This is a genomic window from Actinoplanes siamensis, from assembly GCF_016862395.1.
In the GTDB taxonomy this organism is placed as follows: domain Bacteria; phylum Actinomycetota; class Actinomycetes; order Mycobacteriales; family Micromonosporaceae; genus Actinoplanes; species Actinoplanes siamensis.
Genome location: NZ_BOMW01000032.1, coordinates 15,683 through 40,636, shown reverse-complemented (window position 1 = coordinate 40,636; position 24,954 = coordinate 15,683). Strand labels below are relative to the sequence as shown.

At 71.2% G+C, this 24,954-nt stretch carries 30 protein-coding genes; 8 read left to right on the top strand and 22 right to left on the bottom strand.

Annotated features, from left to right (window positions below; translation table 11 throughout):
• Nucleotides 1-36 precede the first annotated feature (36 nt).
• The 4 genes from Asi03nite_RS17010 to dut are packed head-to-tail and all read right to left on the bottom strand — an operon-like array spanning nucleotide 37 to nucleotide 2,318.
• On the bottom strand, nucleotides 37-789 hold the full coding sequence (locus Asi03nite_RS17010) for a DUF3159 domain-containing protein (RefSeq protein WP_239102741.1): 753 nt from the start codon (nucleotides 787-789) through the stop codon (nucleotides 37-39).
• Between the two features lie 23 nt (nucleotides 790-812).
• Nucleotides 813-1,190, bottom strand: coding sequence for an OB-fold nucleic acid binding domain-containing protein (locus Asi03nite_RS17005; RefSeq protein WP_203680866.1), 378 nt, complete (start codon nucleotides 1,188-1,190; stop codon nucleotides 813-815).
• A gap of 25 nt (nucleotides 1,191-1,215) precedes the next feature.
• Nucleotides 1,216-1,863, bottom strand: a complete 648-nt coding sequence (locus Asi03nite_RS17000; RefSeq protein ID WP_203680865.1) for a DUF3710 domain-containing protein — start codon at nucleotides 1,861-1,863, stop codon at nucleotides 1,216-1,218.
• 29 nt (nucleotides 1,864-1,892) lie between these two features.
• Nucleotides 1,893-2,318 carry a dUTP diphosphatase gene (dut, locus tag Asi03nite_RS16995; protein ID WP_203681009.1) on the bottom strand — a complete coding sequence of 142 codons (426 nt, stop codon included), beginning with the start codon at nucleotides 2,316-2,318 and terminating at the stop codon, nucleotides 1,893-1,895.
• 120 nt (nucleotides 2,319-2,438) lie between these two features.
• On the opposite strand from dut, the gene Asi03nite_RS16990 reads away from it, so the two are divergent.
• Nucleotides 2,439-2,924 (top strand): DUF3093 domain-containing protein, encoded by a 486-nt coding sequence (locus Asi03nite_RS16990; protein ID WP_203680864.1) that lies wholly within the window; start codon nucleotides 2,439-2,441, stop codon nucleotides 2,922-2,924.
• On the opposite strand, the gene Asi03nite_RS16985 is transcribed toward Asi03nite_RS16990, so the two are convergent.
• Nucleotides 2,890-3,720: a hypothetical protein gene (locus tag Asi03nite_RS16985; protein ID WP_203680863.1), complete on the bottom strand. Its 831-nt coding sequence runs from the start codon at nucleotides 3,718-3,720 to the stop codon at nucleotides 2,890-2,892. The two genes, Asi03nite_RS16990 and Asi03nite_RS16985, sit on opposite strands and share 35 nt — an antisense overlap.
• Before the next feature lie 129 nt (nucleotides 3,721-3,849).
• On the bottom strand, nucleotides 3,850-4,146 hold the full coding sequence (locus Asi03nite_RS16980; RefSeq protein WP_067689470.1) for a DUF4193 domain-containing protein: 297 nt from the start codon (nucleotides 4,144-4,146) through the stop codon (nucleotides 3,850-3,852).
• 347 nt (nucleotides 4,147-4,493) lie between these two features.
• On the opposite strand from Asi03nite_RS16980, the gene Asi03nite_RS16975 reads away from it, so the two are divergent.
• Nucleotides 4,494-5,042, top strand: a complete 549-nt coding sequence (locus Asi03nite_RS16975; protein WP_203680861.1) for a LytR C-terminal domain-containing protein — start codon at nucleotides 4,494-4,496, stop codon at nucleotides 5,040-5,042.
• Between the two features lie 23 nt (nucleotides 5,043-5,065).
• Here Asi03nite_RS16975 and Asi03nite_RS16970 read toward each other — a convergent pair whose 3' ends face one another.
• Nucleotides 5,066-5,875, bottom strand: a complete 810-nt coding sequence (locus Asi03nite_RS16970) for an inositol monophosphatase family protein (RefSeq protein WP_203680860.1) — start codon at nucleotides 5,873-5,875, stop codon at nucleotides 5,066-5,068.
• Nucleotides 5,876-6,128: 253 nt separating this feature from the next.
• On the opposite strand from Asi03nite_RS16970, the gene Asi03nite_RS16965 reads away from it, so the two are divergent.
• Both Asi03nite_RS16965 and Asi03nite_RS16960 read left to right on the top strand, forming a co-directional pair.
• Nucleotides 6,129-7,688: an RNA polymerase sigma factor gene (locus Asi03nite_RS16965; RefSeq protein ID WP_203680858.1), complete on the top strand. Its 1,560-nt coding sequence runs from the start codon at nucleotides 6,129-6,131 to the stop codon at nucleotides 7,686-7,688.
• 244 nt (nucleotides 7,689-7,932) lie between these two features.
• Nucleotides 7,933-8,175: a DUF7455 domain-containing protein gene (locus tag Asi03nite_RS16960; protein WP_203681007.1), complete on the top strand. Its 243-nt coding sequence runs from the start codon at nucleotides 7,933-7,935 to the stop codon at nucleotides 8,173-8,175.
• A 490-nt stretch (nucleotides 8,176-8,665) separates the two neighbouring features.
• Here Asi03nite_RS16960 and Asi03nite_RS16955 read toward each other — a convergent pair whose 3' ends face one another.
• The 4 genes from Asi03nite_RS16955 to Asi03nite_RS16940 all read right to left on the bottom strand — a co-directional run bounded on the left by Asi03nite_RS16955 (nucleotide 8,666) and on the right by Asi03nite_RS16940 (nucleotide 13,057).
• Complete coding sequence (locus Asi03nite_RS16955; protein WP_203680857.1) at nucleotides 8,666-10,249, bottom strand: GGDEF domain-containing protein; 1,584 nt, start codon at nucleotides 10,247-10,249, stop codon at nucleotides 8,666-8,668.
• Between the two features lie 147 nt (nucleotides 10,250-10,396).
• A complete protein-coding gene (locus Asi03nite_RS16950) occupies nucleotides 10,397-12,115 on the bottom strand; it encodes a DEAD/DEAH box helicase (protein ID WP_203680856.1) in 1,719 nt (572 codons plus the stop codon).
• 95 nt (nucleotides 12,116-12,210) lie between these two features.
• Entirely contained in the window at nucleotides 12,211-12,825 is a 615-nt protein-coding gene (locus Asi03nite_RS16945) for a trimeric intracellular cation channel family protein (protein WP_203680855.1), read from the bottom strand.
• Between the two features lie 7 nt (nucleotides 12,826-12,832).
• The gene (locus Asi03nite_RS16940) at nucleotides 12,833-13,057 is read right to left on the bottom strand and encodes a DUF3039 domain-containing protein (RefSeq protein ID WP_203681005.1); all 225 of its coding nucleotides are present in this window, start codon (nucleotides 13,055-13,057) and stop codon (nucleotides 12,833-12,835) included.
• A gap of 118 nt (nucleotides 13,058-13,175) precedes the next feature.
• On the opposite strand from Asi03nite_RS16940, the gene Asi03nite_RS16935 reads away from it, so the two are divergent.
• On the top strand, nucleotides 13,176-14,126 hold the full coding sequence (locus Asi03nite_RS16935; protein ID WP_203680854.1) for a pseudouridine-5'-phosphate glycosidase: 951 nt from the start codon (nucleotides 13,176-13,178) through the stop codon (nucleotides 14,124-14,126).
• A 12-nt stretch (nucleotides 14,127-14,138) separates the two neighbouring features.
• Nucleotides 14,139-15,026: a carbohydrate kinase family protein gene (locus Asi03nite_RS16930; protein WP_373872123.1), complete on the top strand. Its 888-nt coding sequence runs from the start codon at nucleotides 14,139-14,141 to the stop codon at nucleotides 15,024-15,026.
• 167 nt (nucleotides 15,027-15,193) lie between these two features.
• Here the strand turns inward: Asi03nite_RS16930 and Asi03nite_RS16925 are convergent, their stop codons facing one another.
• Both Asi03nite_RS16925 and Asi03nite_RS16920 read right to left on the bottom strand, forming a co-directional pair.
• Entirely contained in the window at nucleotides 15,194-15,568 is a 375-nt protein-coding gene (locus Asi03nite_RS16925) for a DUF3099 domain-containing protein (protein ID WP_203680851.1), read from the bottom strand.
• A 60-nt stretch (nucleotides 15,569-15,628) separates the two neighbouring features.
• Entirely contained in the window at nucleotides 15,629-16,204 is a 576-nt protein-coding gene (locus Asi03nite_RS16920; RefSeq protein ID WP_203680849.1) for an HhH-GPD-type base excision DNA repair protein, read from the bottom strand.
• A gap of 120 nt (nucleotides 16,205-16,324) precedes the next feature.
• On the opposite strand from Asi03nite_RS16920, the gene darT reads away from it, so the two are divergent.
• Both darT and darG read left to right on the top strand, forming a co-directional pair.
• Entirely contained in the window at nucleotides 16,325-16,879 is a 555-nt protein-coding gene (darT, locus tag Asi03nite_RS16915; RefSeq protein ID WP_203680847.1) for a type II toxin-antitoxin system toxin DNA ADP-ribosyl transferase DarT, read from the top strand.
• 130 nt (nucleotides 16,880-17,009) lie between these two features.
• Nucleotides 17,010-18,104 (top strand): type II toxin-antitoxin system antitoxin DNA ADP-ribosyl glycohydrolase DarG, encoded by a 1,095-nt coding sequence (darG, locus tag Asi03nite_RS16910; protein ID WP_203680845.1) that lies wholly within the window; start codon nucleotides 17,010-17,012, stop codon nucleotides 18,102-18,104.
• A gap of 105 nt (nucleotides 18,105-18,209) precedes the next feature.
• On the opposite strand, the gene Asi03nite_RS16900 is transcribed toward darG, so the two are convergent.
• The 9 genes from Asi03nite_RS16900 to Asi03nite_RS16860 are packed head-to-tail and all read right to left on the bottom strand — an operon-like array spanning nucleotide 18,210 to nucleotide 24,947.
• Nucleotides 18,210-18,728 carry a GAF domain-containing protein gene (locus tag Asi03nite_RS16900; RefSeq protein WP_239102740.1) on the bottom strand — a complete coding sequence of 173 codons (519 nt, stop codon included), beginning with the start codon at nucleotides 18,726-18,728 and terminating at the stop codon, nucleotides 18,210-18,212.
• A complete protein-coding gene (locus tag Asi03nite_RS16895) occupies nucleotides 18,725-18,997 on the bottom strand; it encodes a hypothetical protein (protein WP_203680843.1) in 273 nt (90 codons plus the stop codon). The genes Asi03nite_RS16900 and Asi03nite_RS16895 overlap by 4 nt, the downstream gene beginning before the upstream one ends.
• A gap of 26 nt (nucleotides 18,998-19,023) precedes the next feature.
• A complete protein-coding gene (locus tag Asi03nite_RS16890) occupies nucleotides 19,024-20,070 on the bottom strand; it encodes a methyl-accepting chemotaxis protein (RefSeq protein WP_203680841.1) in 1,047 nt (348 codons plus the stop codon).
• 29 nt (nucleotides 20,071-20,099) lie between these two features.
• Nucleotides 20,100-20,471, bottom strand: coding sequence for a response regulator (locus Asi03nite_RS16885; protein ID WP_203680839.1), 372 nt, complete (start codon nucleotides 20,469-20,471; stop codon nucleotides 20,100-20,102).
• Nucleotides 20,468-20,743, bottom strand: a complete 276-nt coding sequence (locus Asi03nite_RS16880) for a hypothetical protein (protein WP_203680837.1) — start codon at nucleotides 20,741-20,743, stop codon at nucleotides 20,468-20,470. The genes Asi03nite_RS16885 and Asi03nite_RS16880 overlap by 4 nt, the downstream gene beginning before the upstream one ends.
• A complete protein-coding gene (locus Asi03nite_RS16875; protein ID WP_203680835.1) occupies nucleotides 20,724-23,087 on the bottom strand; it encodes a chemotaxis protein CheA in 2,364 nt (787 codons plus the stop codon). The genes Asi03nite_RS16880 and Asi03nite_RS16875 overlap by 20 nt, the downstream gene beginning before the upstream one ends.
• On the bottom strand, nucleotides 23,084-23,446 hold the full coding sequence (locus Asi03nite_RS16870; protein WP_239102739.1) for a response regulator: 363 nt from the start codon (nucleotides 23,444-23,446) through the stop codon (nucleotides 23,084-23,086). Before Asi03nite_RS16870 ends, Asi03nite_RS16875 begins: the two co-directional genes overlap by 4 nt.
• 17 nt (nucleotides 23,447-23,463) lie before the next feature.
• On the bottom strand, nucleotides 23,464-24,333 hold the full coding sequence (locus tag Asi03nite_RS16865) for a CheR family methyltransferase (RefSeq protein ID WP_203680831.1): 870 nt from the start codon (nucleotides 24,331-24,333) through the stop codon (nucleotides 23,464-23,466).
• Complete coding sequence (locus Asi03nite_RS16860; RefSeq protein WP_239102738.1) at nucleotides 24,333-24,947, bottom strand: HEAT repeat domain-containing protein; 615 nt, start codon at nucleotides 24,945-24,947, stop codon at nucleotides 24,333-24,335. The genes Asi03nite_RS16865 and Asi03nite_RS16860 overlap by 1 nt, the downstream gene beginning before the upstream one ends.
• Nucleotides 24,948-24,954: the final 7 nt, after the last annotated feature.

The following is a 24,954-nucleotide window of genomic DNA, read 5'->3' as shown; positions in this document are numbered from 1 at the left end:
TGCTTTCAGCGCGGGCTGCCGGGTCCGCCCAAGGGCCTAGGCCTCTTCGAGGCCGGCCTGCTGGGCGGAGGTCACCCGGTGGATGGCCCAGGCGGTGAGGGCGAACGTGGCGGCGTAGATCGGCCAGCTCACCAGGATCCGGACGATGCCGAGCGCGTTCGCCTCGCCGATCGCCCACAGGTAGTACTGGATGCCGGCGCGCAGGCTCAGCGACGCCACCCAGACCAGGGTGAGCCACTGGAAGGTCCGGAAGAGCCGGGTGTTGCCGAACCAGTCCTGGCGGCCCTTGTTGGCCATGATGCCCCACGCGTACCCGATCAGCGGTTTGCGGAAGACGACCGAGAGCAGCAGCACCGCGGCCTGCCCGAAGGTGAGCAGAATGCCGGGGAGGTAGAAGTTCTTCGCGTCCCCGGTCCGCCAGGCCAGCCAGGCGCCGACCGCGATGCCGAAGAGCCCGTTCACCGCGTGGCGGACCGGCTGCCTGCGGGCCAGCCGGACGGCGCCGATGGCGACCGCCGAGCCGACCGAGCCGACGATCGCCCAGAGCAGCGCGCTGCGTTTCTCCAGGCCCAGCACCGAATCGCCGAACAGCACGTTGAGCACCACGAAGGCGAGCACCGGGATGCTCGACTCGATCAGCCCCCGCACACCGCCGAGCTGTTCGGCGATCTGCTCGCTCATCGAGGGGAGCGGCTCGTCCTCGCCGGCCTTCTCGTCCGGCACCGGGTGCAGGTCGAGCTCCTCGACGATGTCCTCGGCGAGCCGCTCCTCGACGGTTTCGTGCGCCACGTGGCGCGGCTCGTTGCCGGGTGTCACCGCGGCGCCTCCAGCTCGTAGTGCGGGTTGTAGATGACCTTGCGGTCATCCCGGATCGCGACCCGGCCGCGCGCGGTGATCTGGCGCCCGGGCTCGATGCCGGCGATCGACCGGCGGCCCAGGAAGACCAGCGTGACCACGTCGCTGCCGTCCCAGAGGTCGGCCTCCAGGGTGGGCAGGTTGGTGCGTGGAGTGTACGCCACGGTGCGCAGTCGCCCGGACACCGAAACGACCTGTCCCCGCCGGCATTCCCCGGCCGGCACGGCGCCGCACTTGGCGGCGTCACGCTGCAGCTCCCGGGCGTCGAGCTCGGAGTCGGTCGCGGTCAACCGGTCCAGGAACCGGCGCAGGCCGGTGCGCTCGTCGGTGGTCATGACTTCACGGTAACCCGATCGGGCCTCACACCTGCTGTGCGGGGTTCTGTTCGGCCATCTCCTTGGGCAGCCGCAGCGGCAACGGCTCGCGCACCGGGCGCGGCTCGTCGTCGCGAACCACGACCAGGCCCTGGAGCGCCACACCGAGCACGCCCTCCCGGGACGGGTCGGCGGCCGCCGCGCCCTGGTAGAGCGCCCGGACCATCCAGCGCGGGCCGTCCACCCCGACGAAGCGCACGTCGGCCGGACCGTCCGGGGTGTTCACCCGGGCGAGCAGCTCGGTGCCGTACCGCCCGGTGACCTCGCGCGGCTGGACGCCGTCGGCGGCCATCGCGGTGGCGATCTCCTCGCGCACCTCGTCCCAGATGCCCTCGGTACGCGGCGCCGCGAACACCCCGAGCTGGAGGGCGCTCTCGCCGTCCACCAGGACGACCTGCTCGACCCCGCCGTCCGGGTTGGCCTGCACCCGCACCTCCACGCCCTCGATCGCCGGGATCTGCAGGCTGCCCAGGTCGAGCCGCTGCACGTCGCCCGGGGCGTGCCGGACGTCCCACGGGCCGAACTCGGGCGCGGGGGGCTCCCCGTCGGCCGCCAGGCTCTGGGCGAGCGCCTCGGAGGGCGGCGCGTCGGCCGCGCGAACGTGCTTGGCGCCACCACGCTTACGGGAGAACATCACTGCCAGCCTTTCCTTCTTCGAATCACTCAGAGGGCCTGGTGGCCGCCGGTCGAGCCGTGCCCGCCCGCGCCCCGGGAGGTGTCGTCGAGGGCGTCCACCAGGTGGAACACCGCCCGCTCCACCCGCTGGACGACGAGCTGGGCGATCCGGTCACCACGAGAGATCTTCACCGTCTGTGCCCGGTCGTGGTTGATCAGGTTGACGAGGATCTCGCCACGGTAACCGGCGTCGACCGTACCGGGCGCGTTGAGCACCGTCACCCCGAGGCGAGCGGCGAGCCCGGACCTCGGGTGGACCAGCCCGACGAAGCCGTCCGGGATGGCGACCGCGATGCCGGTCCGCACCTTGACCCGGGCCCCCGGCGCGATCTCCGCGTCCTCCGCGGCGACCAGGTCGGCGCCGGCGTCACCCGGGTGCGCGTAGGCCGGGAGCGGGAGGTCCGGGTCGATCATGCGGACCTGGATCACGGGGTCGGTCACGGAAGGGTTCCTCACACTGGTACGGCCTAAGGTCGGTGCCTACCCTGCCATCCTGCCGCGTCGCGCCACGGAGGCACGCCGTACCCTTCGAGGGTGACACCCACGCCCCCGGAAACCTTTGAGGAGCGCCTCGGTCTGCCGTGGTGGGCGTGGCCGGCGGCCCTGCTGACCGGCGCCGTCGTGGCCGTCGAGCTGAGCCTGGGCCTGCCGGATCTGCCCGGCTGGGCGCCGTGGGCGGTGTTCCTCCCGCTCGCCGTCCTGCTCCTGCTGCCGCTGGGCCGGCTGCGGGTCGCGGTGCGCGACGGCGAGTTGCTGGTCGACGACGCGCGGCTGCCGGTCTCGGCGATCGCCGACGTGGTCGCGCTGGACGCGGCCGGCAAGCGGGAGGCGCTGGGCGTGGGCGCGCATCCGCTCGCCTTCGTGGTCCAGCGCCCGTGGATCGGCACGGCCGTGCAGGTGCTGCTCGACGACCCGGCCGACCCGACCCCGTTCTGGGTGGTCAGCACCCGGCGGCCGGTCGAGCTGGCCACCACGCTGCTCGCCGTCAGCCGCCGAGCGCGCGCCGGTCAGGCCTCTTGAGCGCGCGCTTGCGCAGGTCGGCGGCGACCTTCTCGCCGACCGCGCGGGTGGCCCGCCGGTTCAGGTAACCGGCGACGGCGGCGCCGGTCAGCAGCGGGCCCATCGAGGTCAGGTTGCGGCCGAACCGGCGCAACAGCGTCTTCTGCAGCTCCCCGCGCGCGGCGGTGCCGAGCACGGTGGCCACCCCCGTTCCGGGCACCAGCGGGTTGACCCCGCGCTGGCCGGCCCAGGACTGGATCAGGGCGAGCGCGCGCTCGGTGCCGTTGCCGGGGACCGGCTCGCCGTACACCTCGTGCAGTTCGCCGATCAGCTTCATCTCGATCGCCACCACGGCGATCGTCTCCGCGGACAGCAGCACGGGCGCGGAGAGCAGGATGGGCGCCGCGGCCCACTCGACGGCGGCGACCCCGCCGCCGGCCGCGCCCACGCCGGCCGTGGCCCGGGCCGCGTTGCGGACCAGCCGCTCGGCCAGGGCGTCGTCGTCCAGACCGGGGAAGTGCCGGCGCAGCGTCTCCCGGTCGCGGACCGGGATGTGCGGCGCGACATCGGCGACCACGTCGGCCATCCAGCGCAGGGCTGCCCTCGGCTTGAACAGCTGTCCCACGCCCCGGCGGCGCACGTCGCCGACCAGCCGGCCGAGCAGGCGCCGCCGGCCGGACGACTCCAGGTCGTCGGCGGTCAGAGCCGCGACGGTGCGGCCCAGCTCCTCGTCGGCGCGGGCCTCCTCCGGCGTCTCCAGCGGGTCGGCGCCGATCGCGGGCGGCTCCGAGCCGGTCACGCGGTCCGGTTCACTCATCGTCGTCCTCCCCGTCGTCGTCGCCGGTACTGTGCCCGGTTCCGCCTCAGGGTCAAACCCCGTGTCAATCCCCGTTCACCACCCGGCGGCGGGCGCCGGGCGGAGCTGCTCCGCGCACGAGCGCGCCGGTCAGGCGCACTCGCGGCAGATCAGCTCACCGTTCCGCTCGGTCGCCAGCTGGCTGCGGTGGTGCACGAGGAAACAGCGCGAGCAACGGAACTCGTCGGTCTGCATCGGCAGGACCTTGACGGTCAGCTCCTCGTCGGCGAGGTCGGCGCCGGGCAGCTCGAAGCTCTCCGCCACCTCGACCTCGTCCACGTCCACCGAGCCGGACTGGGAGTCTGCACGGCGGGACTTGAGCTCCTCGAGGCTGTCCTCGCCGAGGTCGACCTCATCGCGACGCGGGGCGTCGTAGTCGGTGGCCATCGGTCTTCACTCTCCTGTATCGATGTGTCACTTGGCGTTAGTAACGCCGGTGACATGGTTTCGGTTCCCGGTTCCGCCAGACGATTTCTGACACTCGTTCGGACACCGAGGACGGGGCCTGGCGAGCGCGGAACCTTACCGCTGTCGCGGCAGAGTTGTACGCCCACTGGCGGCACATTGTTCCCGATGTGACTGAGGCGACATCAAAGTAGGGGTACCAGCCTCTGGATCATCGTCGGCACGCCGGAAGCATTCCCTGTTTCCGCGCGCCTGGCGGACAGACGTTAACCTCTCGACAGGCCCGGCGACCTCACCGGGACCTGTCGCCTGATCCTGGAGCAAAACCCATGAGCTTTGCGCGCGTCCGAGCGCTCGTCGTCGTCGGCGTGCTCGCCGTGGCCGCGATCGTCTTCGTCATCGTCGCGCTGGTCCGCGACAAGCAGGCGGACATCGCCAACGGCGCCAACTGCCCGGACGGCGCCCCGCTCGCGGACGTGCGACTGCCCGACGATCCCGCCGAGGTGACCCTCAAGGTCCTCAACGGCACCAACACCGCCGGCCTGGCCGACAGCGTGTCCACCGAGTTCAAGAACCGGCGGTTCACCGTCCAGGAGCCCGGCAAGAGCAAGACCAAGTACAAGGGCGTCGCGGAGATCCGGTACGGCCCGGACGCGGTCGGCAAGGCCCAGCTCGTCCAGGCGTACTTCCTCGCCCAGTCGAAGCTGGTCTACAGCGCCAAGCGCAAGGGCGAGGTCGTCGAGATCGTGATCGGGAACCAGTTCCAGTCGCTCGCGACGACCACCGAGGTCAACCAGTCGCTGGTCGAGATCGGCGAGCCGACCCTGCCGCCCGGCGCCTGCGTCAAGCCGGCCGCCAAGAAGCCCGAGGACGGCTGAGCCTCGCGGGCGGCCCGTGCCCCTCACGGGCCGCCCGCGGCGTCCACCTCCACCAACAGGTCGTGCAGCACCGGGTGAAGCGCAGGCGGGGCCAGCAGCACCATCTCGGGACCGGCCGGGGCGCCGTCCAGGCCGGTCACCACCATCCCGGCCTCGGCCGCGATCAGCCCACCGGCCGCGTGATCCCACGGGTTGAGACCTTTCTCGAAGTACGCGTCCAGTCTGCCCTCCGCGGCCAGGCAGAGGTCGAGGGATGCCGCACCCAGTCGCCGGATGTCGCGCACACGGGTGATCATCTGGGCCAGGACGCGCCCCTGATGCGCCCGCCGGCGGGCGTCGTAGCCGAAGCCGGTGCCGATCAGCGCCTGACCCAGGTCGGTCTCCGTGGAACAGCTCAGGCGTCTCCCGTCGCGCCAGGCGCCGCCGCCTTTGGTCGCGGTCCACTCGTCGCCGGTGGCGGCGTTGCGCACCACCCCGGCCACCACCTCGCCGTCCACCTCGGCGGCCAGCGAGACCGCGTACTGCGGCAGGCCGTACAGGTAGTTGACGGTGCCGTCGATCGGGTCCAGGATCCAGCGGACCGCGCCCGGCTCCGCGCCCGCCGCACCGCCGAACTCCTCGCCGAGCACCGTGTCCCCGGGCCGCTCCGCCGTCAGCGCCGCCACCGCCTGGCGCTCGACCGCCTTGTCGGCCGCCGTGACGACGTCCGTGCTGGTGCTCTTGGTCTGCACGTCGCCGATCGCCTCGTCGCGCATCCGCTGCGCGGTGGCCGCCGCCTCCCGGGCCACGCGGACGGCGATCGACAGCAACCGCTCTGGAGAAATCTCGCTCACGTATGGGTCCTTTCCGCCGATTACGATTCTCGCCCGGAGGGTCTCCGACGAGGTCGTCGGCCCCCGGCGGCGTGCTGCGGGGGGAGGATCCCGTGAGACGGCGCTACAATTCACCCCTGCCCACGTTCACGGACACTCACTGCGGCGACGATCCGTGGCCCGGGGGCTCCCAAATCGACTCCGGCGAGACTCGCCCCCGCGTGCTGCGCTGGACCATGGCCGTGCCCAACTCATCGCCTCCGGAAGGTCATTCGTGACAGAAGCCCACCAGAACGGTGCCGACGTTCGCTCTCTCACCGAGGCCCTGATCACCCATGCTCAGGGTGCGGGCGGGCAGCTCACTTCGGCCCAGGTCGCGCACACGCTCGAGTCCGCAGCCGTCAACCCGGCACAGGCCAAGAAGATCCTGCGCGGCCTGGTGGACGCCGGCATCACCGTCGTCGTCGACGGCTCGGCCAGCACCCGCCGCAAGGTCGCGGCCGCCCGGTCCGCCACCCCGGCCTCCAAGGCGACCACCGCCAAGGCCGCGCCGGCCAAGAAGGCGACGCCCGCCCCGAAGCAGGCCGCTCCGGCGGCCGGCGGCGAGGCGGCGCCGGCCAAGAAGTCCGCTCCGGTCCGCAAGGCGGCCACGGCGGCCAAGGGCGCCAAGGCCGCGGGCGCCAAGGCGACGCCGGCCAAGGCCGCCAAGCCCGGCGAGGAGGGTCCCGAGGGCGAGGAGATCGATCCCGAGGAGCTCGCCGCCGAGATCGAGGACGTGGTGGTCGAGGAGCCGGCCGCGATGGTGGCGGCCGCCGTCTCCGACGCCGCCAGCTCGGCCACCGACGGCGACTTCGAATGGGACGACGAGGAGTCCGAGGCCCTCAAGCAGGCCCGCCGCGACGCGGAGCTGACCGCCTCGGCCGACTCGGTCCGTGCCTACCTCAAGCAGATCGGCAAGGTTCCGCTGCTCAACGCGGAGCAGGAGGTCGAGCTCGCCAAGCGGATCGAGGCCGGTCTCTACGCCGCCGAGCGGCTGCGCGCCGCGGAGGAGGGCGAGGAGGTGCTCGAGCGCAACTTCGAGCGCGACCTCAAGTGGATCAACCGGGACGGCGAGCGGGCGAAGAACCACCTGCTCGAGGCGAACCTGCGGCTCGTGGTCTCCCTGGCCAAGCGGTACACCGGGCGTGGCATGGCGTTCCTGGACCTGATCCAGGAGGGCAACCTGGGCCTGATCCGCGCGGTCGAGAAGTTCGACTACACCAAGGGCTACAAGTTCTCGACGTACGCGACCTGGTGGATCCGGCAGGCGATCACCCGCGCGATGGCCGACCAGGCGCGCACCATCCGCATCCCGGTGCACATGGTCGAGGTCATCAACAAGCTCGGCCGCATCCAGCGCGAGCTGCTCCAGGACCTGGGCCGCGAGCCCACCCCGGAGGAGCTGGCCAAGGAAATGGACATCACGCCGGAGAAGGTGCTGGAGATCCAGCAGTACGCGCGTGAGCCCATCTCCCTGGACCAGACGATCGGTGACGAGGGCGACAGCCAGCTCGGTGACTTCATCGAGGACTCCGAGGCGGTCGTCGCGGTCGACGCGGTCTCCTTCTCGCTGCTGCAGGACCAGCTCCAGCAGGTGCTGCAGACGCTCTCCGAGCGGGAGGCCGGCGTGGTCCGGCTGCGGTTCGGCCTCACCGACGGCCAGCCGCGCACGCTGGACGAGATCGGCCAGGTGTACGGCGTGACCCGCGAGCGGATCCGCCAGATCGAGTCCAAGACGATGTCGAAACTGCGGCACCCGTCGCGGTCGCAGGTCCTGCGCGACTACCTCGACTAGAACTTTCAGTCAACTTTCCGTGTCCGTTTGGTCACCACCCGTTCATCAATGGGTGGTGATCAGACCGTTGTGCAGAAGTGATCGTTGACGTGGCACCCTGGGATCACGGCACACTAGGCGGAACCGGTGTGACGTCGGTCCCCCCGGGGCACTCTGGGAAGGCCGCAGTGGCGCAGGGTGTTGCACGATGTGTGAGCAGTAGCCGAGGAACATGTTCATCGGTGACGAACAGAGGAGGAAGGCGATGACCCCGACTCTCACGCCGCCGGCGGGAAATCTGGCCGGCCCAGCAGCCGATGAACGGTGCGACCGCTGCAATGCAGCCGGGAAGCTCCGTTTGACCCTCGCTGGCGGTGGCGAACTGGTGTTCTGTGGCCACCACGCCAACCGTTACGCCGAGGACCTGGTGAAGATCGCGGTGCAGTTCTCCGCCGATCCGGAGTTCACCTGGCGCGGCGCGGACATGATGTCGAACTCCAGCAACTAGAAGCAACAGCGGTCCCCAACTGAAGACGCGGTACTGAAGGGGCGCCTCCCGCGGGGCGCCCCTTCAGCATGCGCACCGCGCCGCGGAAAGCACCGCGGGCGCCTCCCGTCCCCGGCCGACGCGACCACACGCCGCCCGGCACCGCGCCGACCACGTCAGGCACGCCCGGCACCGCGCCGACCACGTCAGCCACGCCCCACACCCCGCCGACCACGTCAGCCATGCCCCGCCGACCACGCCCAGTGGCCCGCCGCCCACGTCTGGCAGGCCCGGCACCTGTGTAGGCGGCGGCCGGCCCACCAGCTGGCCTCCACAAGCCTCTCAACGCCCCCGAGACACTTCCACCCAGCCGAACCTACCCGGCTGGCACCGAGCGGTGGCTCGAGCCGCGCGAGACACCCCTGTGTGCCAGCTCCGAGCGTGCGGCCGGGGCTCAGGGCGCGCGAGGCACCGCCGGGGGCCAGCCGGAGACCGGTGGCTGGGGGGTGTATCAGGCGGCTGGACGGAGGGCTGGGACGGGGTCCACCTCGATGCCGTCGCCGCCGTGGCGTTTCACGCGGTACATGGCGATGTCCGCCCGGTGGACGGCGGAGCGGACGGCCGCGCCCGGGGCGAGAGCGATCCCGACGCTGACCGTCGCGATGCAGTCCGGGATGTCGCGGACCGCCCGGACCATCCGCGAGGCCACCCCCACCGCCGCCGTGGTGTCCGCGCCGGCCAGCAGAGCCGCGAACTCGTCCCCGCCCAGCCGGGCGATCAGATCACCGGGGGCGACCTGGCCGGCCAGCGCCGCCGCGATCGCCCGGAGAGCCTCGTCGCCGGCGGCATGACCACGGGTGTCGTTGATCGTCTTGAAGTTGTCGGTGTCCACCAGCAGCACCGCGATCTCGCCGGGCCGGCCGGCGGCCAGCTCCACCGCCCGGTCGAAGGCCCGCCGGTTCGCGATGCCGGTCAGCGGGTCCAGGTCCGCGGCCCGGGCCACCTGCTCGTGCTGCGCCCGCAGCACAGCCAGATCGTGCATGGTCCGGGCGGCGTGCAGCGTGTTGAGCCGCTGCCGCCAGAGGGCGGCGGCCAGGCTGTCGCCGTACGCCAGGGTCGACGTCGTGTCCCGGGAGCCCAGATGGGCCATCAGCACCGCGCGGGTCCGGTGGGTGCTGGCCGACACCAGCCAGTCGGCGTCCGGGGGCAGCAGCTCCACGGCCGCCGTCAACACGTCCACGGCCGCCTCCGGGTGGCCGGAGCGCAGCAGCGCCACCGCGTGGAACGGGCGGCTCAGCGCGAGCGCCTCCGGGGTGAAGTCGCGTTCCCGCAGCCGGGCGGTGTACCGCTCGATGTCGGCAGCGGCGCCGGCCGGGTCGTGGCGGTCGGCGCGCGCACAGGCGGCGTAGAGCAGGGCGTTGTCGCGCCAGACCGACGCGTCGTCGCCGGAGACCTCGGCGGCGGCCCGTACCGCGTGCCGTTCGGCCTCGGCGGTGTGTGACTCGGCCTCGTCCGCCCGGTGGACCTGGTAGAGCTCCAGGGCCCACCGCAGATGCATCTCGGCGAGGTTCAGCAGCCACATGGCCCGGTTGCCGTTGGACCCGCAGTCCGCGGCGCTCATCTCGTAGGCGCCGCGGAACTGGGGCTCGACCAGCTCGTACAGGCGCAGCTCGTAGTAGCCGATACCGACCGCGACCCGCGAGTTCACCGCGGCCACCGGATCGGTCTCGCCGGCGGCCAGCATCTCGGCGGAGACCAGGTCGCGCAGCACGCCGTCGAGGTCGTGCTCGGCGGCGTCCACCTCGCCCAGCCGCAGGCGCTGCCAGGCCCGGCTGGCCAGGGCGCAGGCCTGCCAGCCGCCGCTGCCCTCGCGGACGGCCGCCACCAGCATCGGCTCGACCGCGGCGATGGCGCCGCGCGGGTCGGTCTGGGCGATGTGCGCCACCACCCGGACGAAGTGCATGCAGGCCGGCCCGTCCACCAGGTCCCCGGTGACGGCCCGCAGGACGGTCTCGGCCTCGGCCAGGGCGCCGGCCGGATCGCCGCTCTGGGCGCGCTCCAGCAGGCGTACCGCGTGCTGTGTGGTATCCCGCACCGGCGTCACCTCCGGACGCTCTGATCGGCCGGAAGCGCCGCAAGGCGAGGGAAACCAGGGCCGGAACCAGGAGGCCGCGTACGACGCGGGAGGCGAGGGAGAGCAGGGCCGGAACCAGGAGGCCGCGTACGACGCGGGAGGCGAGCGCTAGAGGGTCTGGATGGTGGCGATCCGCTCCTCGAGCTGCTCGATGGTGGCCTGCGCGCTGGGTGGCCCGCCGCAGAGCCGGCGCAACTCGGCGTGGATCTTGCCGTGCGGCAGGTTGGTCCGGTGGTGGTGCGCCGCGACCAGGGTGTTCAGCTGGCGTCGCAGGGTGGCCCGGCGCTCCCCCGCGCTCATCGGCACCACCTTCTCCACCGGAGGCGGCTCCGGCGTGTTCCGTTCCTGCCGTTTCTGCGCGGCCAGCTGCTCGGACTGCCGCTTGTTGAGCAGCATGGACACCTCGTCCGGGGTGAGCAGGCCGGGCAGGCCCAGGTAGTCGGCCTCCTCGGCGGTGCCGGTCCGGGCCGGCAGGCCGAACGCCGTGCCGTCGTAGATGACCTGCTCCAGCTCCGCGGTCGCGGACAGCGCCTCGAACTGCTTCTCCAGGTCGCCGATCGCGTCCTCGGACTTCTGCGCCCGCTCCAGCAGCGAGTCGTCCAGGCCGTCGGACTCCTTGGGCGCGCCGAGCACGTGGTTGCGCTCCGCCTCCATCTCGCTGGCCAGCCCGAGCAGGTGCGGCACACTGGGCAGGAACACCGTGGCGGTCTCGCCGGGCTGGCGGGACCGGACGAAGCGGCCGATCGCCTGGGCGAAGTAGAGCGGCGTGGAGGCGCTGGTGGCGTAGACCCCGACGGCCAGGCGCGGGATGTCGACGCCCTCGGACACCATCCGGACCGCCACCATCCACTGCTTGTCGGAGGCGGCGAACTCGGCGATCCGGCCGGAGGCGCCGTCGTCGTCGGAGAGGACCACCGTGGGCGCCTCGCCGGTGAGGTCGTGCAGCAGCTTCGCGTACGCCCGGGCGGCGGTCTGATCGCTGGCGATGACCAGCCCGCCGGCGTCCGGCATGCCCTCCCGGACCCGCAGCAGCCGGTTGTGGGCGGCCCGCATCACCTGCGGCATCCACTCGCCGCGGTGGTCCAGGGCGGTCCGCCAGGCCTGCGCGATCAGGTCCTTGGTCATCGGCTCGCCCAGGCGTGCGGCCAACTCGTCACCGGCGTTGGTGCGCCAGCGGGTCTCGCCGGAGTACGCCATGAACATGACCGGCCGCACGACCCGGTCCCGCAGCGCGTCGGCGTAGCCGTACACCGAGTCGGCCTTCGAGCGCTGGATGCCGTCCATGCCCCGCTCGTACTGCACGAAGGGGATCGGGTTCTCGTCGGAGCGGAACGGCGTCCCGGTCAGCAGCAGGCGCCGCTCAGCCGGCTCGAACGCGTCCTTGACCCCGTCACCCCAGCTGCGCGAGTCGCCGGCGTGGTGGATCTCGTCCAGGATGACCAGGGTGCGCCGGGTGACGGTGCGCCGCTTGTGCACCTGCGGGGCCATGCCGACCTGGGCGTACGTCACGACCGCGCCGTGGAAGTCCCGCGACGAGTGGACCTCGGCGTTGCGGAACCTGTGGTCGAGTTGGATGCCCACCCGGGCCGCCGCCTGAGCCCACTGGGTCTTCAGGTGCTCGGTGGGGCAGACCACGGTCACCGCCTCCACCGTGCCGTCGACCAGCATCTCGGCGGCCAGCCGCAACGCGAAGGTGGTCTTGCCGGCGCCGGGGGTCGCCACGGCCATGAAGTCCTCGGACCGGCGGCGCAGGTATTCCACCATCGCCTTGCGCTGCCAAGCCCGCAGGGGCGGGAAGATCTCCAGATTGGGCAGAGACGGGCTCAAGCTCCGGTGATCCCTTCAGTCCATGGAAAAACCTCCGCGGCGCAGGTCGCGGAGGCGAGGTTCCAGCATAGCCGTGGACCGGTGCGACGCGCCGGTTACGGCACCGCGACGGGCGCCGACCAGCGGCGGTAGAGCGCGAGCAGGCGCAGCCCGGTCATCAATGCCGCGGCGGTGACCAGCGGAACCAGCCCGGTCCAGCCGAGCCGGTGCAGGACGGTGACGAGAATCGCCCCGCCCAGGGCGACGCTCGCGTAGATGTCGCGTTGCAGCACGATCGGGATCTCCCCGGTCAGCAGGTCGCGGGTCAGTCCACCGCCGATGGCGGTGAGCATGCCGAGCAGGCAGGCGCCGACCGGCGGCACCCCGGCGCCGATCGCCTTGAGCGTGCCGGTCGCGGTGAACAGGCCCAGCCCGGCGGCGTCCAGGACGAGCACCGTCCGCCGCACCCGGTTCAGTCTCGGGTGCAGCCAGAACACCGCGAGCGAGGCGAGCACCGCGGTCATCGCGTACCGCCAGTCCGCGAAGGCCAGCGGCGGGACCGCGCCGATCGTCAGGTCGCGCAGGATGCCCCCGCCCAGCGCCGCCGCGAAGCCGACGAACGCCACACCGAACAGGTCGAGGCGTTTCGCGACGCCGGCCGAGGCGCCCGAGGCGGCGAACACCGCCACCCCGATCAGATCCGCGACGAGCAGTGCGTATCCGCCCGTCACGCCCCGATCAGGCCTTCATGGCTTCGTAGATCTCCTTGCACTGCGGGCAGACCGGCGAGCCGGGCTTGGGGGTCTTGGTCACCGGGAAGGTCTCCCCGCACAGCGCCACCACGTAGGTGCCCATCACGGCACTTTCCGCGATCTTCTCCTTGCGCACGTAGTGGAACATCTCCGGACCGGTGTCGGCGTCCTTGGTCTCCGGACGCTCGAGGATCTGGGTGCTCACAGGTATCTGCCCTTCGGGAGTTCACTAAAGGTCGGAGAGGAAAACCTCCAGCCGACAAGTCTTGCACCTCACGCCTGACCGGTCCAACGACAACAGGCCTGCCTGGGGCCGTACCTTGGTGATCGTGACTGACTTCGCTATTCGCTACGGCGACCACGTGACCCGTGCGCGCCGGGAGGGCCGGCCGGTGGTGGCCCTGGAGAGCACGATCATCTCGCACGGCCTGCCGCACCCGGACAATCTGCGGGTGGCCCGGGAGATCGAACAGACCGTCCGGGACAACGGCGCCGTCCCGGCCACCATCGGGATGATCGGCGGTGAGCTGATCGCCGGGCTGGACGACGCGCAGATCGAGCACCTGGCGCTCGCCGGCGACGTGGCCAAGCTGTCCGTGCGGGACCTGGCGATCGCCGCGGCCAGGCGGGCGGACGGCGCCACCACTGTCGCCGCCACCAGCGCGGTCGCCGCGGCGGCCGGGATCGGCGTGTTCGCCACCGGCGGCCTCGGCGGGGTGCACCGCGAGGCGAATGTGACGTTCGACGAGTCGGCCGACCTGACCGCGCTCGCCCGGACCCCGATCGTGGTGGTCTGCGCCGGGGTCAAGTCGATCCTCGACGTGGGCGCCACCCTGGAGCGGATGGAGACGCTGGGCGTCTCCGTGGCCGGGTACGGCACCCGGCGCTTCCCGGGTTTCTTCATCACCGACGGCGGCTTCGACGTCGACTGGCAGCTGGACTCGCCGGAGCAGGTGGCCGACTTCATCCGGGCGCGCCGCGACCAGGAGGTCACCGAGGGCGCGCTGGTGCTCGCCAACCCGCTGCCCACGGACGAGCAGCTGGACCCGGAGCTGCACGACCGCACCCTGGCCTCGGGGCTCGCGCTGCTGGCCGAACAGGGCGTCACCGGCAAGGCGGTCACCCCGTTCCTGCTGGCGCACTTCCACTCCAGCACCGACGGCCGGAGTCTGGCCACCAACGTGCGGATCATCCTGCGCAACGCCGCCCTCGCGGCCCGGATCGCGGCCGCCGAGAGCGCCGGGACCGCCGCGCCGGTGGGCTTCTCCGTGCCGGCCTGAGCCGTGGGCCCGGTGATCGTCGTCGGTGATCTGGTCACCGACGTGCTGGTGGAGCACGACGGCCCGATCCGGCCGGGTTCGGACACCGCGGCCGCGATCCGGGTGAGCGGCGGCGGCCAGGCGGCCAACACCGCTGCCTGGCTGGCCCATGCCGGGCGGGCGGCGACGCTCGTCGCGGCGGTCGGCGACGACCAGGCCGGCCGGGACCGGGTGGCCGAGCTGGCCGCGGCCGGGGTGGGCGACGCGATCCAGGTGTGCCCGGGCGCGGCCACCGGCAGCGTGGTGGTGCTCACCGGCGCCGGCGAGCGCACCATGATCACCGACCGGGGCGCCTGCCTGCTGCTCGACCCGGGGCACGTGACAGCGGTGCTCACGGCCGCGGCGCCCGGCGGCCACCTGCATCTGTCCGGATATCCGCTGCTGCACGCCGGGTCCCGGCCGGCGGGCCGGGCGGCCCTGACGGCCGCCCGCGACTTCGGGCTCACGGTGAGCGTCGACGCGGCGTCCGCCGCCCCGTTGCGCGACGCCGGGGCCGGGGACTTCCTCGCCTGGGTACGGGATGTGGACCTGCTCCTGTGCAACGCGGACGAGGCCGACGTGCTGGCCGGACCGGGCGACGCCACGTCACAGGCGACCCACCTGACCGGATTCGTTCAGCATGCAGTGGTGAAACAGGGCGCCGGCGGCGCGGTGTGGGCGGCCCGGGACGGGGCCACCTGGTCGGCTCCGGCGACGCCGGTGCGGGTGCTGGACCCGACCGGGGCGGGCGACGCCTTCGCCGCCGGTCTGCTGGGCGCGTGGCTGACCGGCGCGGAACCGCCGGACGCGCTGGCGGCCGGGGCGGCCCTGGGCGCCGCCGCCGTCCAGCGGTTGGGGGCCCGGCCGCATCCCGCGGGTTGATCACGCCCACCCACGGACGCCGCCCGGCCGAATCTCGCGGGCTGAGCGCGCCCACCACGGACGCCGCCCTCCCGGCCGGGCGCGCCGGCGGCCGGCTCAGCCCGCAAGGGTCCCGGCGGAAGCGGCGGCCCGGACCACAGCGGACGTACGAAACAGGAACGTGCTTCTCACGGGTTCTTGTCCGGCTCGACGATCTCCGCGTCGATGGTGATCGGCTCCGGCGTCTCCACCGCCGCCGATTCGGCCAGGGCCCGCTGCCGGCGCTCGCGGGCCGCCGCGTCGGCGGCCCGCTCCTCCTTGGTCTTGGGCGGGCGGTCGTTGGCGATCAGCACCGCCGCCCAGGGCAGAAACACCATCCCGGCCGCGCACAGGATCAGCCAGAGCGGCAGCAGCGGCACCTCGAGACTGATCAGCACCCCGCCGAGGATCAGACAGCCGGCCCGGACGCTCATCATCGTCACGTAGCGGATCTCCCGGCTACGCAGTTGATCGCTGGGGCTCCGCGCGGCATCGGTGATCAACACCGAGGGCTGCTTCTTCACAGGGGTCTCCCGTTCGACCCCGCCATCCTCGCACCGGTCAGCCGGTGCCGGCCACCTGGTCTACGCCTTTGCCGCTCTGGCCTCTGCCTTCGCGGCCTTCTTGTACTCCCGGACCTTGCCCAGGGACTCATCGTCGACGATGTCCGCGACCGACCGGTAGGCGCCCTCGTCGCCGTATCCACCGGCCGCCTCCCGCCAGCCGGACGGCCGCACCCCGCACTGCTTGCCGAGCAGCGCCACGAAGATCTGCGCCTTCTGCTTGCCGAAGCCGGGCAGCGCGAGGATCCGACGGTACAGCTCGGCGCCGGTCGGCACGTCGCACCAGAGCGCGGCGACGTCGCCGTCGTACTGATCGGCGATCACCCGGCAGACCTCCTGGACCCGGCCGGCCATCGCCTTCGGAAAACGGTGCAGCGCCGGCGGCGCCGCGAAGATCTCCAGCAGCGCGTCCGGGTCGAAGTCGGCGAGCTCGGCCGCGGCCGGCTCGTGGCCCAGCCGCTGCGCCAGCACGAGCGGCGAGGTGAACGCCTTCTCCATGGTGATCTGCTGGTCCAGGACCAGGCCGAGCAGGATCGCCAGCGGGTCACGGTTGAGAAGATCGTTGGCCTCGGCCGGCACGGGAAGCGCAATTACCATGAAGCCATCCTGCCCGCCGGTGAGCTATGAGGGTCAAGCGGATGGCCCGTTTCTGTCGTACCCCGGCGGTATGGTCCTCCGGCCGCAGCGGTCACGACGAGTTCAGGTGGTCAAGACAGCATGACCCAGGAGGAAGCAGGGACATCGAGGAATCACTGGCTCTACCACTTCACCCATCTGGACAACCTCGCCTCGATAACGGAGACGCGACACCTCGCCTGTGATGTCGAAGCGCGTTCCGGACTTATGGGGACCGAGGTGGGCGCAACGGACATCAAGGAGCGACGACGACGGCGCGCCGTGCCCATCGCTCCTGGAGCTCACGTCGGCGACTACGTCCCGTTCTATTTCGCGCCCCGCTCACCCATGCTGTATCGCATCGCGTGCGACCATCGCGATGCGATACCCGATCGCTACCAGGGCGGCGACCGCCCGCTGGTGTACCTGGTCACAACCACCGACGCGATGCTGGGAGCGACACTTGACTGGGTCGCGACCGACGGTAACGCCGCCACTGCCACCACCGAGTTCACCTCTGCCCCCGAGTCGTTGGAAACGCTGGTGGACTGGCCCCTCATGGATGCCGAACGTTGGAACAACACCCAGGACGATCCGGACCGGCAACGTCGCCGCCTGGCGGAGTTCCTCGTGCACGGCCCGTTCCCCTGTCGTTGATCCGCTGGGTCGCGACCTACGATGACGACTACAAAGCGCAGGTCGCAAAGCTCGTGAAGGGAAGCCCACTCGCCGACAAGGTCATCGCAAGACCACGTTGGTACTACGGATTCGAGCGGGGGTCAGGAAGATGATCGAAGTGGGCCATGGCAACCTCCTGACCTCAGAGGTCGAAGCACTCGTCAACACGGTGAACACGGTGGGTGTGATGGGAAAGGGCATCGCCCTACAGTTCAAGAGGGCCTTCCCCGCCAACTTCCGCGCCTACCGGGCCGCATGCGCTCGCGGAGAGATCCAATTGGGCCAGGTCTGGCTCTTCGACACCGGAGTGCTGGGGCCGAGACGCTACATCCTCAACTTTCCCACCAAGCAGCACTGGCGCAACGCTTCGCAACTCTCCGACATCGCCGCCGGCTTGGATTCACTGGTGTCTCTGGTTCACGAGCACCGCATCCGGTCGCTCGCGATACCGGCCCTGGGGTGCGGAAACGGCGGGCTCGACTGGGCCGAGGTGCGGCCGCTGATAGAGCAGGCATGCTCCCGGATGCCCGATGTTCGTGCCCTGGTTTTCGCCCCTGAGGGGGCTCCCGCAGCCGCATCGATGCCGAATGCGACACCTCGCCCGAACCTGACCGCCAACAGGGCCCTGCTGCTGGCGTCGATCGCTCGATACCTCAGCCGTGCCGCCACGCATGAGGCACGCGAAGGCGTCAGCGAACTGGAAATACAAAAACTGGCCTATCTTCTTCAGGTACTCGGTGCGCCGCTGCGGCTGGAATTCGTCCGAGGAACGTACGGCCCTTACTCCGTAGGTCTCAACGGAGCTCTCGACACCCTGGAGGGCCACTATCTGAGCGGCATCGGTGACCGTTCTGCGGCAGTCACCGATCTTGCGCCCGTCAACCTGACGCCCGGCAGCGCGGAGGCGGCTGAAGCGGAGCTGAGCGGGCACCCTGCCCAACTGCAAGCTCTCGAGTCGCTGCTGTCTCTGGTCGACGGATTCGAAACTCCGTACAGCCTCGAACTGTTGGCGACTGTGCACTTCGCGGCAACCCAGGGCTCGGTCACCTCGGACACGGAGATCCTGGCTCAACGAGTGAGCCGATGGAGCATCCGCAAGGCGCGGATGTTCACTGATCGCCACATCCGCGTCGCGGCTCGACACCTGGCGCGGAACGGGCTGCTTCCCCCGGCGCCCGCGCCCGTCCTCGCGACTTCTCGGTAGTTCCAGGATCAGCCTGTCCAGGACCGCACCGGGCAGAGCGCCAAGGGGTCATGGTCCAGCAGCGCGTTGGCCTCGGCGGGGATGGGCAGGGAGAAACTCATGGGATCATGATGCCGCTTCGGCGTGCCTCTCGATGGTGCGGACCGTCTCGTCGGCCATCTCGGAGAGGTATTTCAGGTCGATGTCGCTGAAGCGGCGGCGGCGCAGGTCCAGCGCGCACAGGCCGCCCAGCACGAAACCGCCCGAGGAGATCAGCGGGGCGCCGGCGAACGACCGCAAGCCCTCGACTGTGACCAGCGGGTTCTCCTGGAACACCGGGTGCGTGGTGAAGTCCTCGACCGCGTGCGGCCGGCGGTGCCCGAGCATCGGCGTGCAGAACGCCCACTCGATCGGGGTGCCGCCCGCCTCGGCGAGCCAGCCCGGCACCGGCCCGTGCCCGGCCAGGAACACCTGTGCGTCGTCGAGCAGGATGTCCAGCACCGCGAACGGGGTGTCGAGCCGGTTCGCCACGTCCTCGACCACCTCGGTGAGCTCGGCGCGGTGCTCCTCCTGGTCCAGGCCGAGCCGGGCGATCTCGCGGATCCGGGCCGGGTCGTACAGCTGCGGATACTCCGGCAACCTCACGACTGGACCGTCCGGGCCAGCGCCTCGTACGTGATCAGCCGGACCTTGAGCGACCGGCCGGCCACCCGGCTCAGCTCACCCACCTCCATCACGAGCTCGGCGACGCGCCGCAGGTCGGCCGAGCTGGTGACCGGCCGCTGCAGGCCGAGCGACTGCACCGCGAGGCCCCACAGACCCTCGGCCATCTTCGGGCCGACCAGCTCCGCGAGCGCCTTGACGGCGTCCTTCTCGGTCGGCACCTCCCGGCCGTAATCCTCCATGCGAGCCATCGCGACGCCTTCCCCCGTGACAACTGTCAGAACAACTCGATCAACGGTTCGTCCGCGCCCTGCGCGTCCTCGCCGGTCTGCGCCGCGTGCGTGAACCGCTGCCGGGCCATCACGTGCTTCGCCCGCAGATCGTCGACGTCGATGGCCCGCTCCTGGACCTCCTCGGCGCTGACCTCACCACGCGCGTAACCAGCGACGGACTCGGACTGCCGGCGCACGTCGGCGACCGCGTCCGCCACATGTTCCAGCATCTGCCGGCTGATGTCCTGGAACTGGACATGGCCGACGGCTCCGGAGGTCTCCGTGACCAGTGAGTCCGAGCTGCTCTGCACCTGCCGGGCGGCCTCGATGGTGTCGCGCAGGATGCCGCTCACCATCTCGGACATCTCCCGCTGGGCGTTGGCGATGCCACCCAGGCGGCGGGTCATCGCGGTCTCCTCGTCGTTCGCCGGGAACTCCTGGGCCCGGTCGAACTGGGTGTCGTCGGAGAGGACCGCGTCCAGCTTGGCGGTCAGGTCGGCGATGCTGCTGCCGATGCCCTGCGCCGCCTCCGACGAGCGGTGCGCCAGCTTGCGCACCTCGTCGGCGACGACCGAGAAGCCCTCACCCGCCTCACCCGCCCGGACCGCCTCGATCATGGCGTTCAGCGCCAGGATGTTGGTGGCCCGGCTGACCTGTTCGATCTGGGTGACGTGCTGGTTGAGCTCACGCATCTGGTCTACCAGGGCCCGGATCTGGTGGTCCCGGTAGAGGAAGTACGAGATCAGGCGCCCGACCAACTGGTCGTTGGAGGAGCTGACCTGGCTCAGCTCCTGCTCGGTGCGGCTGAGCGTGCCGGCGAGCTGCGAGACGTCACTGGTCATCACCTCGGCGAGCGAGTCGACCTTCACCATCTGTTGGATGATGGCGTGCGCGGCCTCCCCGGTGAGCTCGATCACGTCCCGCACATGGCCGTCGATCACCTCGCAGTACGCCGGGATCGGCGCCAGGGCACCGGCCACGACGTCCCCCCGTACGCCCTGCTCCTCCGGCTGGTCCGGGGCAAGCGAGAGCCTGCGGAGAAGGCTTGGCATGCGATACCTCCGTTGCGATGGGACGGGCCTCAGGCCCCGGGGAGCACCTGCTTGATCACGCCGAGCAGTTGGTCCGGGCCGACCGGCTTGACCAGCCAGCCGGTGGCGCCGGCGCTCTTCGCCTCGGCGCGCTTGGACTGCTCCGACTCGGTCGTCAGCATCAGGATCGGCGTGAACCGCATACCCGGGGATTTGCGGGCCTCACGGGCGAACGTGATCCCGTCCATCTGCGGCATGTTGACGTCGCTGATGATCAGGTTGGGCTTGACTCCCTTGCCCAGCTTGTCCAGGGCTTCCTTGCCGTGGGCCGCGGTCTCCACCGCGTAGCCGGCCTTGGTCAGGATGGACTTCAGGCTCATCAGCATGGTGGCGGAGTCGTCGACGAGCATCACGGTGGTCATGGTGGTTCGGTCCCCTGTCGGCCGTTCTCGCCGTTGCCCCCGTTGAGCATCGGCAGCACCTGCGTCGCCAGGAAGGCGTCCTTCGGTGCTGCAGAAATCTTCGGCCGGAAAAGCAGCAGGGCCTGGAGTGCGCCGGTGTGCAAATGGTTGCATCTACGCAGGCTGACCCGCGGTTTCTGGCAACCCCGCAGCCAGCCGACGAGCTGTTCCACCTCGTCGACGGTGACCACCCCGATCAGCGTGGCATTCTCGTCATGCAACTCGAGCGGCAAGACCGAGCACCTCCTTCAGGTTCAGCACCAGCAGCACCAGGCCGTCGCCGAGCAGCGCGGTGCCGGAGAACTCGGCGGCGTGGGCGAGCAGGCCCTCCATCGGTTTGAGGATCACGTCTACCTCCCTGTGGAACTGCTCGACGAGCAGGCCGACGCGCTGGCCGTTGACCGACACCACGAGCACCGCGCGGTCCCGGCTCTCCTCCTGCGACCAGGGCATCTCCAGGGCGCGGGCCAGGTCGATCACCGGCACCACCTCGCCGCGCATCACCACCACGTCCTGGTGCAGGACGCGGCCCATCTCGGCGGCCGGCACCCGGACCGTCTCCACCACCAGGTCGACCGGGATGCCGAACCGCTGCCCGCCCACGCTGACCACCATCACCTGGGTGACCGCCATGGACAGCGGCAGCCGAAGCCGGGTGGTGGTGCCGGAGCCCAGCTGCGAGCGCATGGTCACGCTGCCGCCGAGCTTCTCCACGCTGGCCCGCACCGCGTCCATGCCGACGCCCCGGCCGGACAGGTCGGAGACCTGGTCGGCGGTCGAGAAGCCGGGGCGGAAGACCAGGTCGACCGCCTCGGTGTCGGTCAGCGACTCCAGCTCCTCCTCGGAGATCAGGCCCTTCTCGTACGCCTTGCGCTTGACCCGCTCCGGATCCACGCCACGGCCGTCGTCGGAGACCTCGACCAGCACCGCGTCCCCGTCGGCGACCGCCGCGAGGGTGAGCCGGGCGGTGGCGGGCTTGCCCGCGGCGACCCGCTCGCCGGACGTCTCGATCCCGTGGTCGAGGCTGTTGCGGACGAGGTGGACCAACGGGTCGCCGAGGGCCTCGATGACGTCCTTGTCGGCCATCGTGTCCTCGCCCTCGGTGACCAGCTCGATGGTCTTGCCGAGCCGCCGGCTGAGGTCGCGGACCAGCCGCGGGAAGCGGCTGAACGCGACGGAGAGCGGCAGCATCCGGACGTCCATCACGGCCGCCTGCAGCTCCTCGGCGATCCGGTGCAGGCCGGCGTACTGGTCCTTGATCCGGCGGCTGAGCGCGCGGCTGCCGAACTCCTCCTCGGCCGCGGCGGCCAGGAAGGTCAGCCCGTTCTTGGCCACGTTGAGCTCGCCGACCAGCTCCATCAGCCGGTCCACCTTCTCCTGGTCGACCTTGAGCACCCGGGTGCCTACCTGGCCGCCCGCGTCGTCGGCGCGGCCGGCCGGCTCCGGGGCGGGCCGGGCGGCCAGTTGCTCCAACACCGGCGGGTCGACGCCCGGCGGCTGCGCGGCGCCCTCCGCCGGGGCGCGGCCCAGCACGCCCTCGATCGCGGCGTTCACCGCCTCCCGGTCGGCGCCGGTCAGGTCCAGCGGGACGCCGAGCGCGTAGGCGGCCGAGACCACCGAGCCGGTCAGGGCGAGCAGCTGGGTGCCGGACGGCTCGCCGACGGCCAGGGTGCGGTGCGCCGCGGTGAGCACGGCGCGGGCGTCGGCGGCCAGTTCGGCGTCGACGTGCAGCGGCTCGGCGCCCGCCTCGGCCACCGGGGCGGCCTCCTCCTCGTCCTCGCCGGCCAGGTGCCGGTTGATCGCGGCGGCGTCCAGCTCGACGACGGCGACCTGGTCCGGGACGTAGCGGAAGAGGTAGTCCAGCTCGCCTGCCGAGGCGCGGGTGGCCAGCACGAAGGAGAGCAGGCAGGCGTACTCGTCGTAGTCCTCGATCGAGGGCCACTCGTCGGGCCGGATCACCACTAGCTTGTCCAGGCCGGGCACCTGGCGGACCAGGTGCAACGGGTCCTCGGCGCGGAAGAAGCAGTCCCGGTCCGGCAGGTAGCGCAGGAACCGCAGGGTGGACGAGGTGGTGTCGAGCCAGGTCGCGGTCTCGATCAGCCACTGCGTGCCCAGTTCGGCCAACCAGTCCGGGGGCGGGTCGATCCGCCGTACCACCGCCGGACCTTGATCTTGATCGGCGGCCTCCGGGCCGCCGCCCAGCGGCGCCCGCAGCTTGGTGATCAGCCCGGCGGCGTCGTTGCCGGCCGTCGCGGGCAGGCGCTCGTGCGTGGTGACGTGCGCCAGCCAGCCGCGGATCAGGTCGAACGCGGCCAGCAGGTCGTCGACCATGCCGGAGTCCAGCGCGAGCCGGCCGCCGCGCACCGCGTCCAGCAGATCCTCGGCGGCGTGGGTGAGCCGGGTCAGCTCCGGGAAGTCGAACAGGCCGGACGAGCCCTTGAACGTGTGCGCGGCCCGGAAGACCTCGTTGACCAGCTCCGGGTCGCCGGGGTTGCGCTCCAGCTGCAGCAGGCCGTCGTCGACCGAGGCGAGCAGGTCGTTCGCCTCGGCGAGGAACTGGGCCAACAGCGGATTCATGCGTCCGGGCCCTTCCCCGTGGTGAGCATCGTGGCGACCCGGACCAACCGCTCGGCGCTCACCGGTTTCACCAGGTAGAGGTTCGCCCCCGCCTGGTACGCCCGGTCGGCGTCCCCGGGCCGGTCCTCGGTGCTGATCATCAGCACCGGCGCGGCCGTCCCGACCGTCTCCGAGCGCAGCGTCTCCACGCAGGTGTAGCCGTTCATCTTCGGCATGTTGACGTCCACCACGAACAGGTCGTACGAGTCGATCATGGCCGCCTCCACGGCCTCCAGGCCGTTCGCCGCCTCGGCCACCTCGAAACCGGCCTCGCGGAGCAGACTGGTGTGATAGAGCCGCACGGTCGCGGCGTCATCCACTACTAGAACCCGGGTCATCACTTCGCTCCGGTCGGTCGCTGGTAGACGATGCCCTCCGGCAGGCGGGTCGGCGTGAAGATCGGTGAGATCCGGCTCATCGACTCGGAGTGCCCGAGGAACAGATGTCCGCCCGGGCGCAGGGCGCCGTACAGGTTCTCGGCGGCCCGGCGGCTGGACAGCTCGTCGAAATAGATCAGCACGTTGCGGCAGAAGATCACGTCGAAGTCGCGGAACGCGCGCATCGCGGCGGTGTCGCAGACGTTCACCTTGTGCAGCGTGACAGCGCTGCGGATGCCCTCGTCGACCTGGTAACGGCCGGAGCCCACCGGGGTGAAGTACTTGTTCACCCAGGCTTTGGGCACCCGTGCCAGCGATCGCGCGCCGTAACTGGCGTGCGCCGCCTTGGCCAGCACGTCGGAGTCGATGTCGGCGCCGTGGATCTCCACGTCCACGTGGTCGATCTGGTCCCACTCCTCCAGCAGGCGCAGCGCGATCGAGTACGGCTCCTCGCCGGTCGAGCAGGGCAACGAGAGGATCTTGATGGGGCCGGCGATCCGGTTCACCCCGCCGCGGGCCGCCAGGGCCTTCGGCAGCACCGTGTTCAGCATCGCGTCGAACTGGTAGTCCTCGCGCAGGAAGTACGTCTCGTTCACGGTGAGCTCGTTGATCAGCTCCTGGAGCATGTCCGGCTTGTCCATCCGGAGCGCCGCGAACCAGCTGGCGAACGTGTCGTACGGCGAGGAGCGGATGCAGGTCTCCACCCGCTTGTCGACGAAGTAGCGCTTGGCGTGCGTGAAATGGATGCCGGTGCGCTTGTAGAAGTACTCGGTGAACCTGTCGAAGTCGGCGTCGGAGAGGCCGGCGCCCGCGGAGGTCGCGCCGGCCATCACTGCGTACCGGCCAGCCCCGGCAGCGCCGCGCGGACGGTGAACTGCAGGAACGGATCGTCCGGGAAACGCCGCGCGGCCGCCTCCAGGACCGGGACGTGCTCGGCGGTGGCGGCCGGCAGCAGTGCGTCGATCGCGGCGGTCACCACGTTCGGATGCGTGTCGTCGGTGATCATCCGGACCAGCCAGGACCTGGCCTCCGGGGTCGGCAGATCGGCGAGGACCATCGCGGTCATCACGCGTACGTCGTGGTCCGGCGCCGCGAGCAGGTCGGGCAGCAGCCCCGGCACCGAGAGCGGCATGGTCGCCAGCGCCTCGGCCACCGCCGTCCGCAGGCCCGCCTCGTCGCTGGCCAGATGCACCGCCAGGCCGGCCGCCACCGCCTCGGTGTCGTGGCCCGCCAGCGTGGTGAGCATCGCGTCGCGGACCCGCGGCTGGGTCTCCAGCCCGACCCGGGCCAGCAGCTCGGGCACCGCGTCCGGCTCGCCGGCCAGCTCCAGGGCGGCCTCCCGGCGCTGTTCCGGGTCCGGGTCGTCGAGCTTGCGGATCAGTTCGCCGGTGTCCAGCGGTGGCGCCGTCTCCGGCTCGGGTTGCTGTTTACGGACCAGTCCCATGATGATC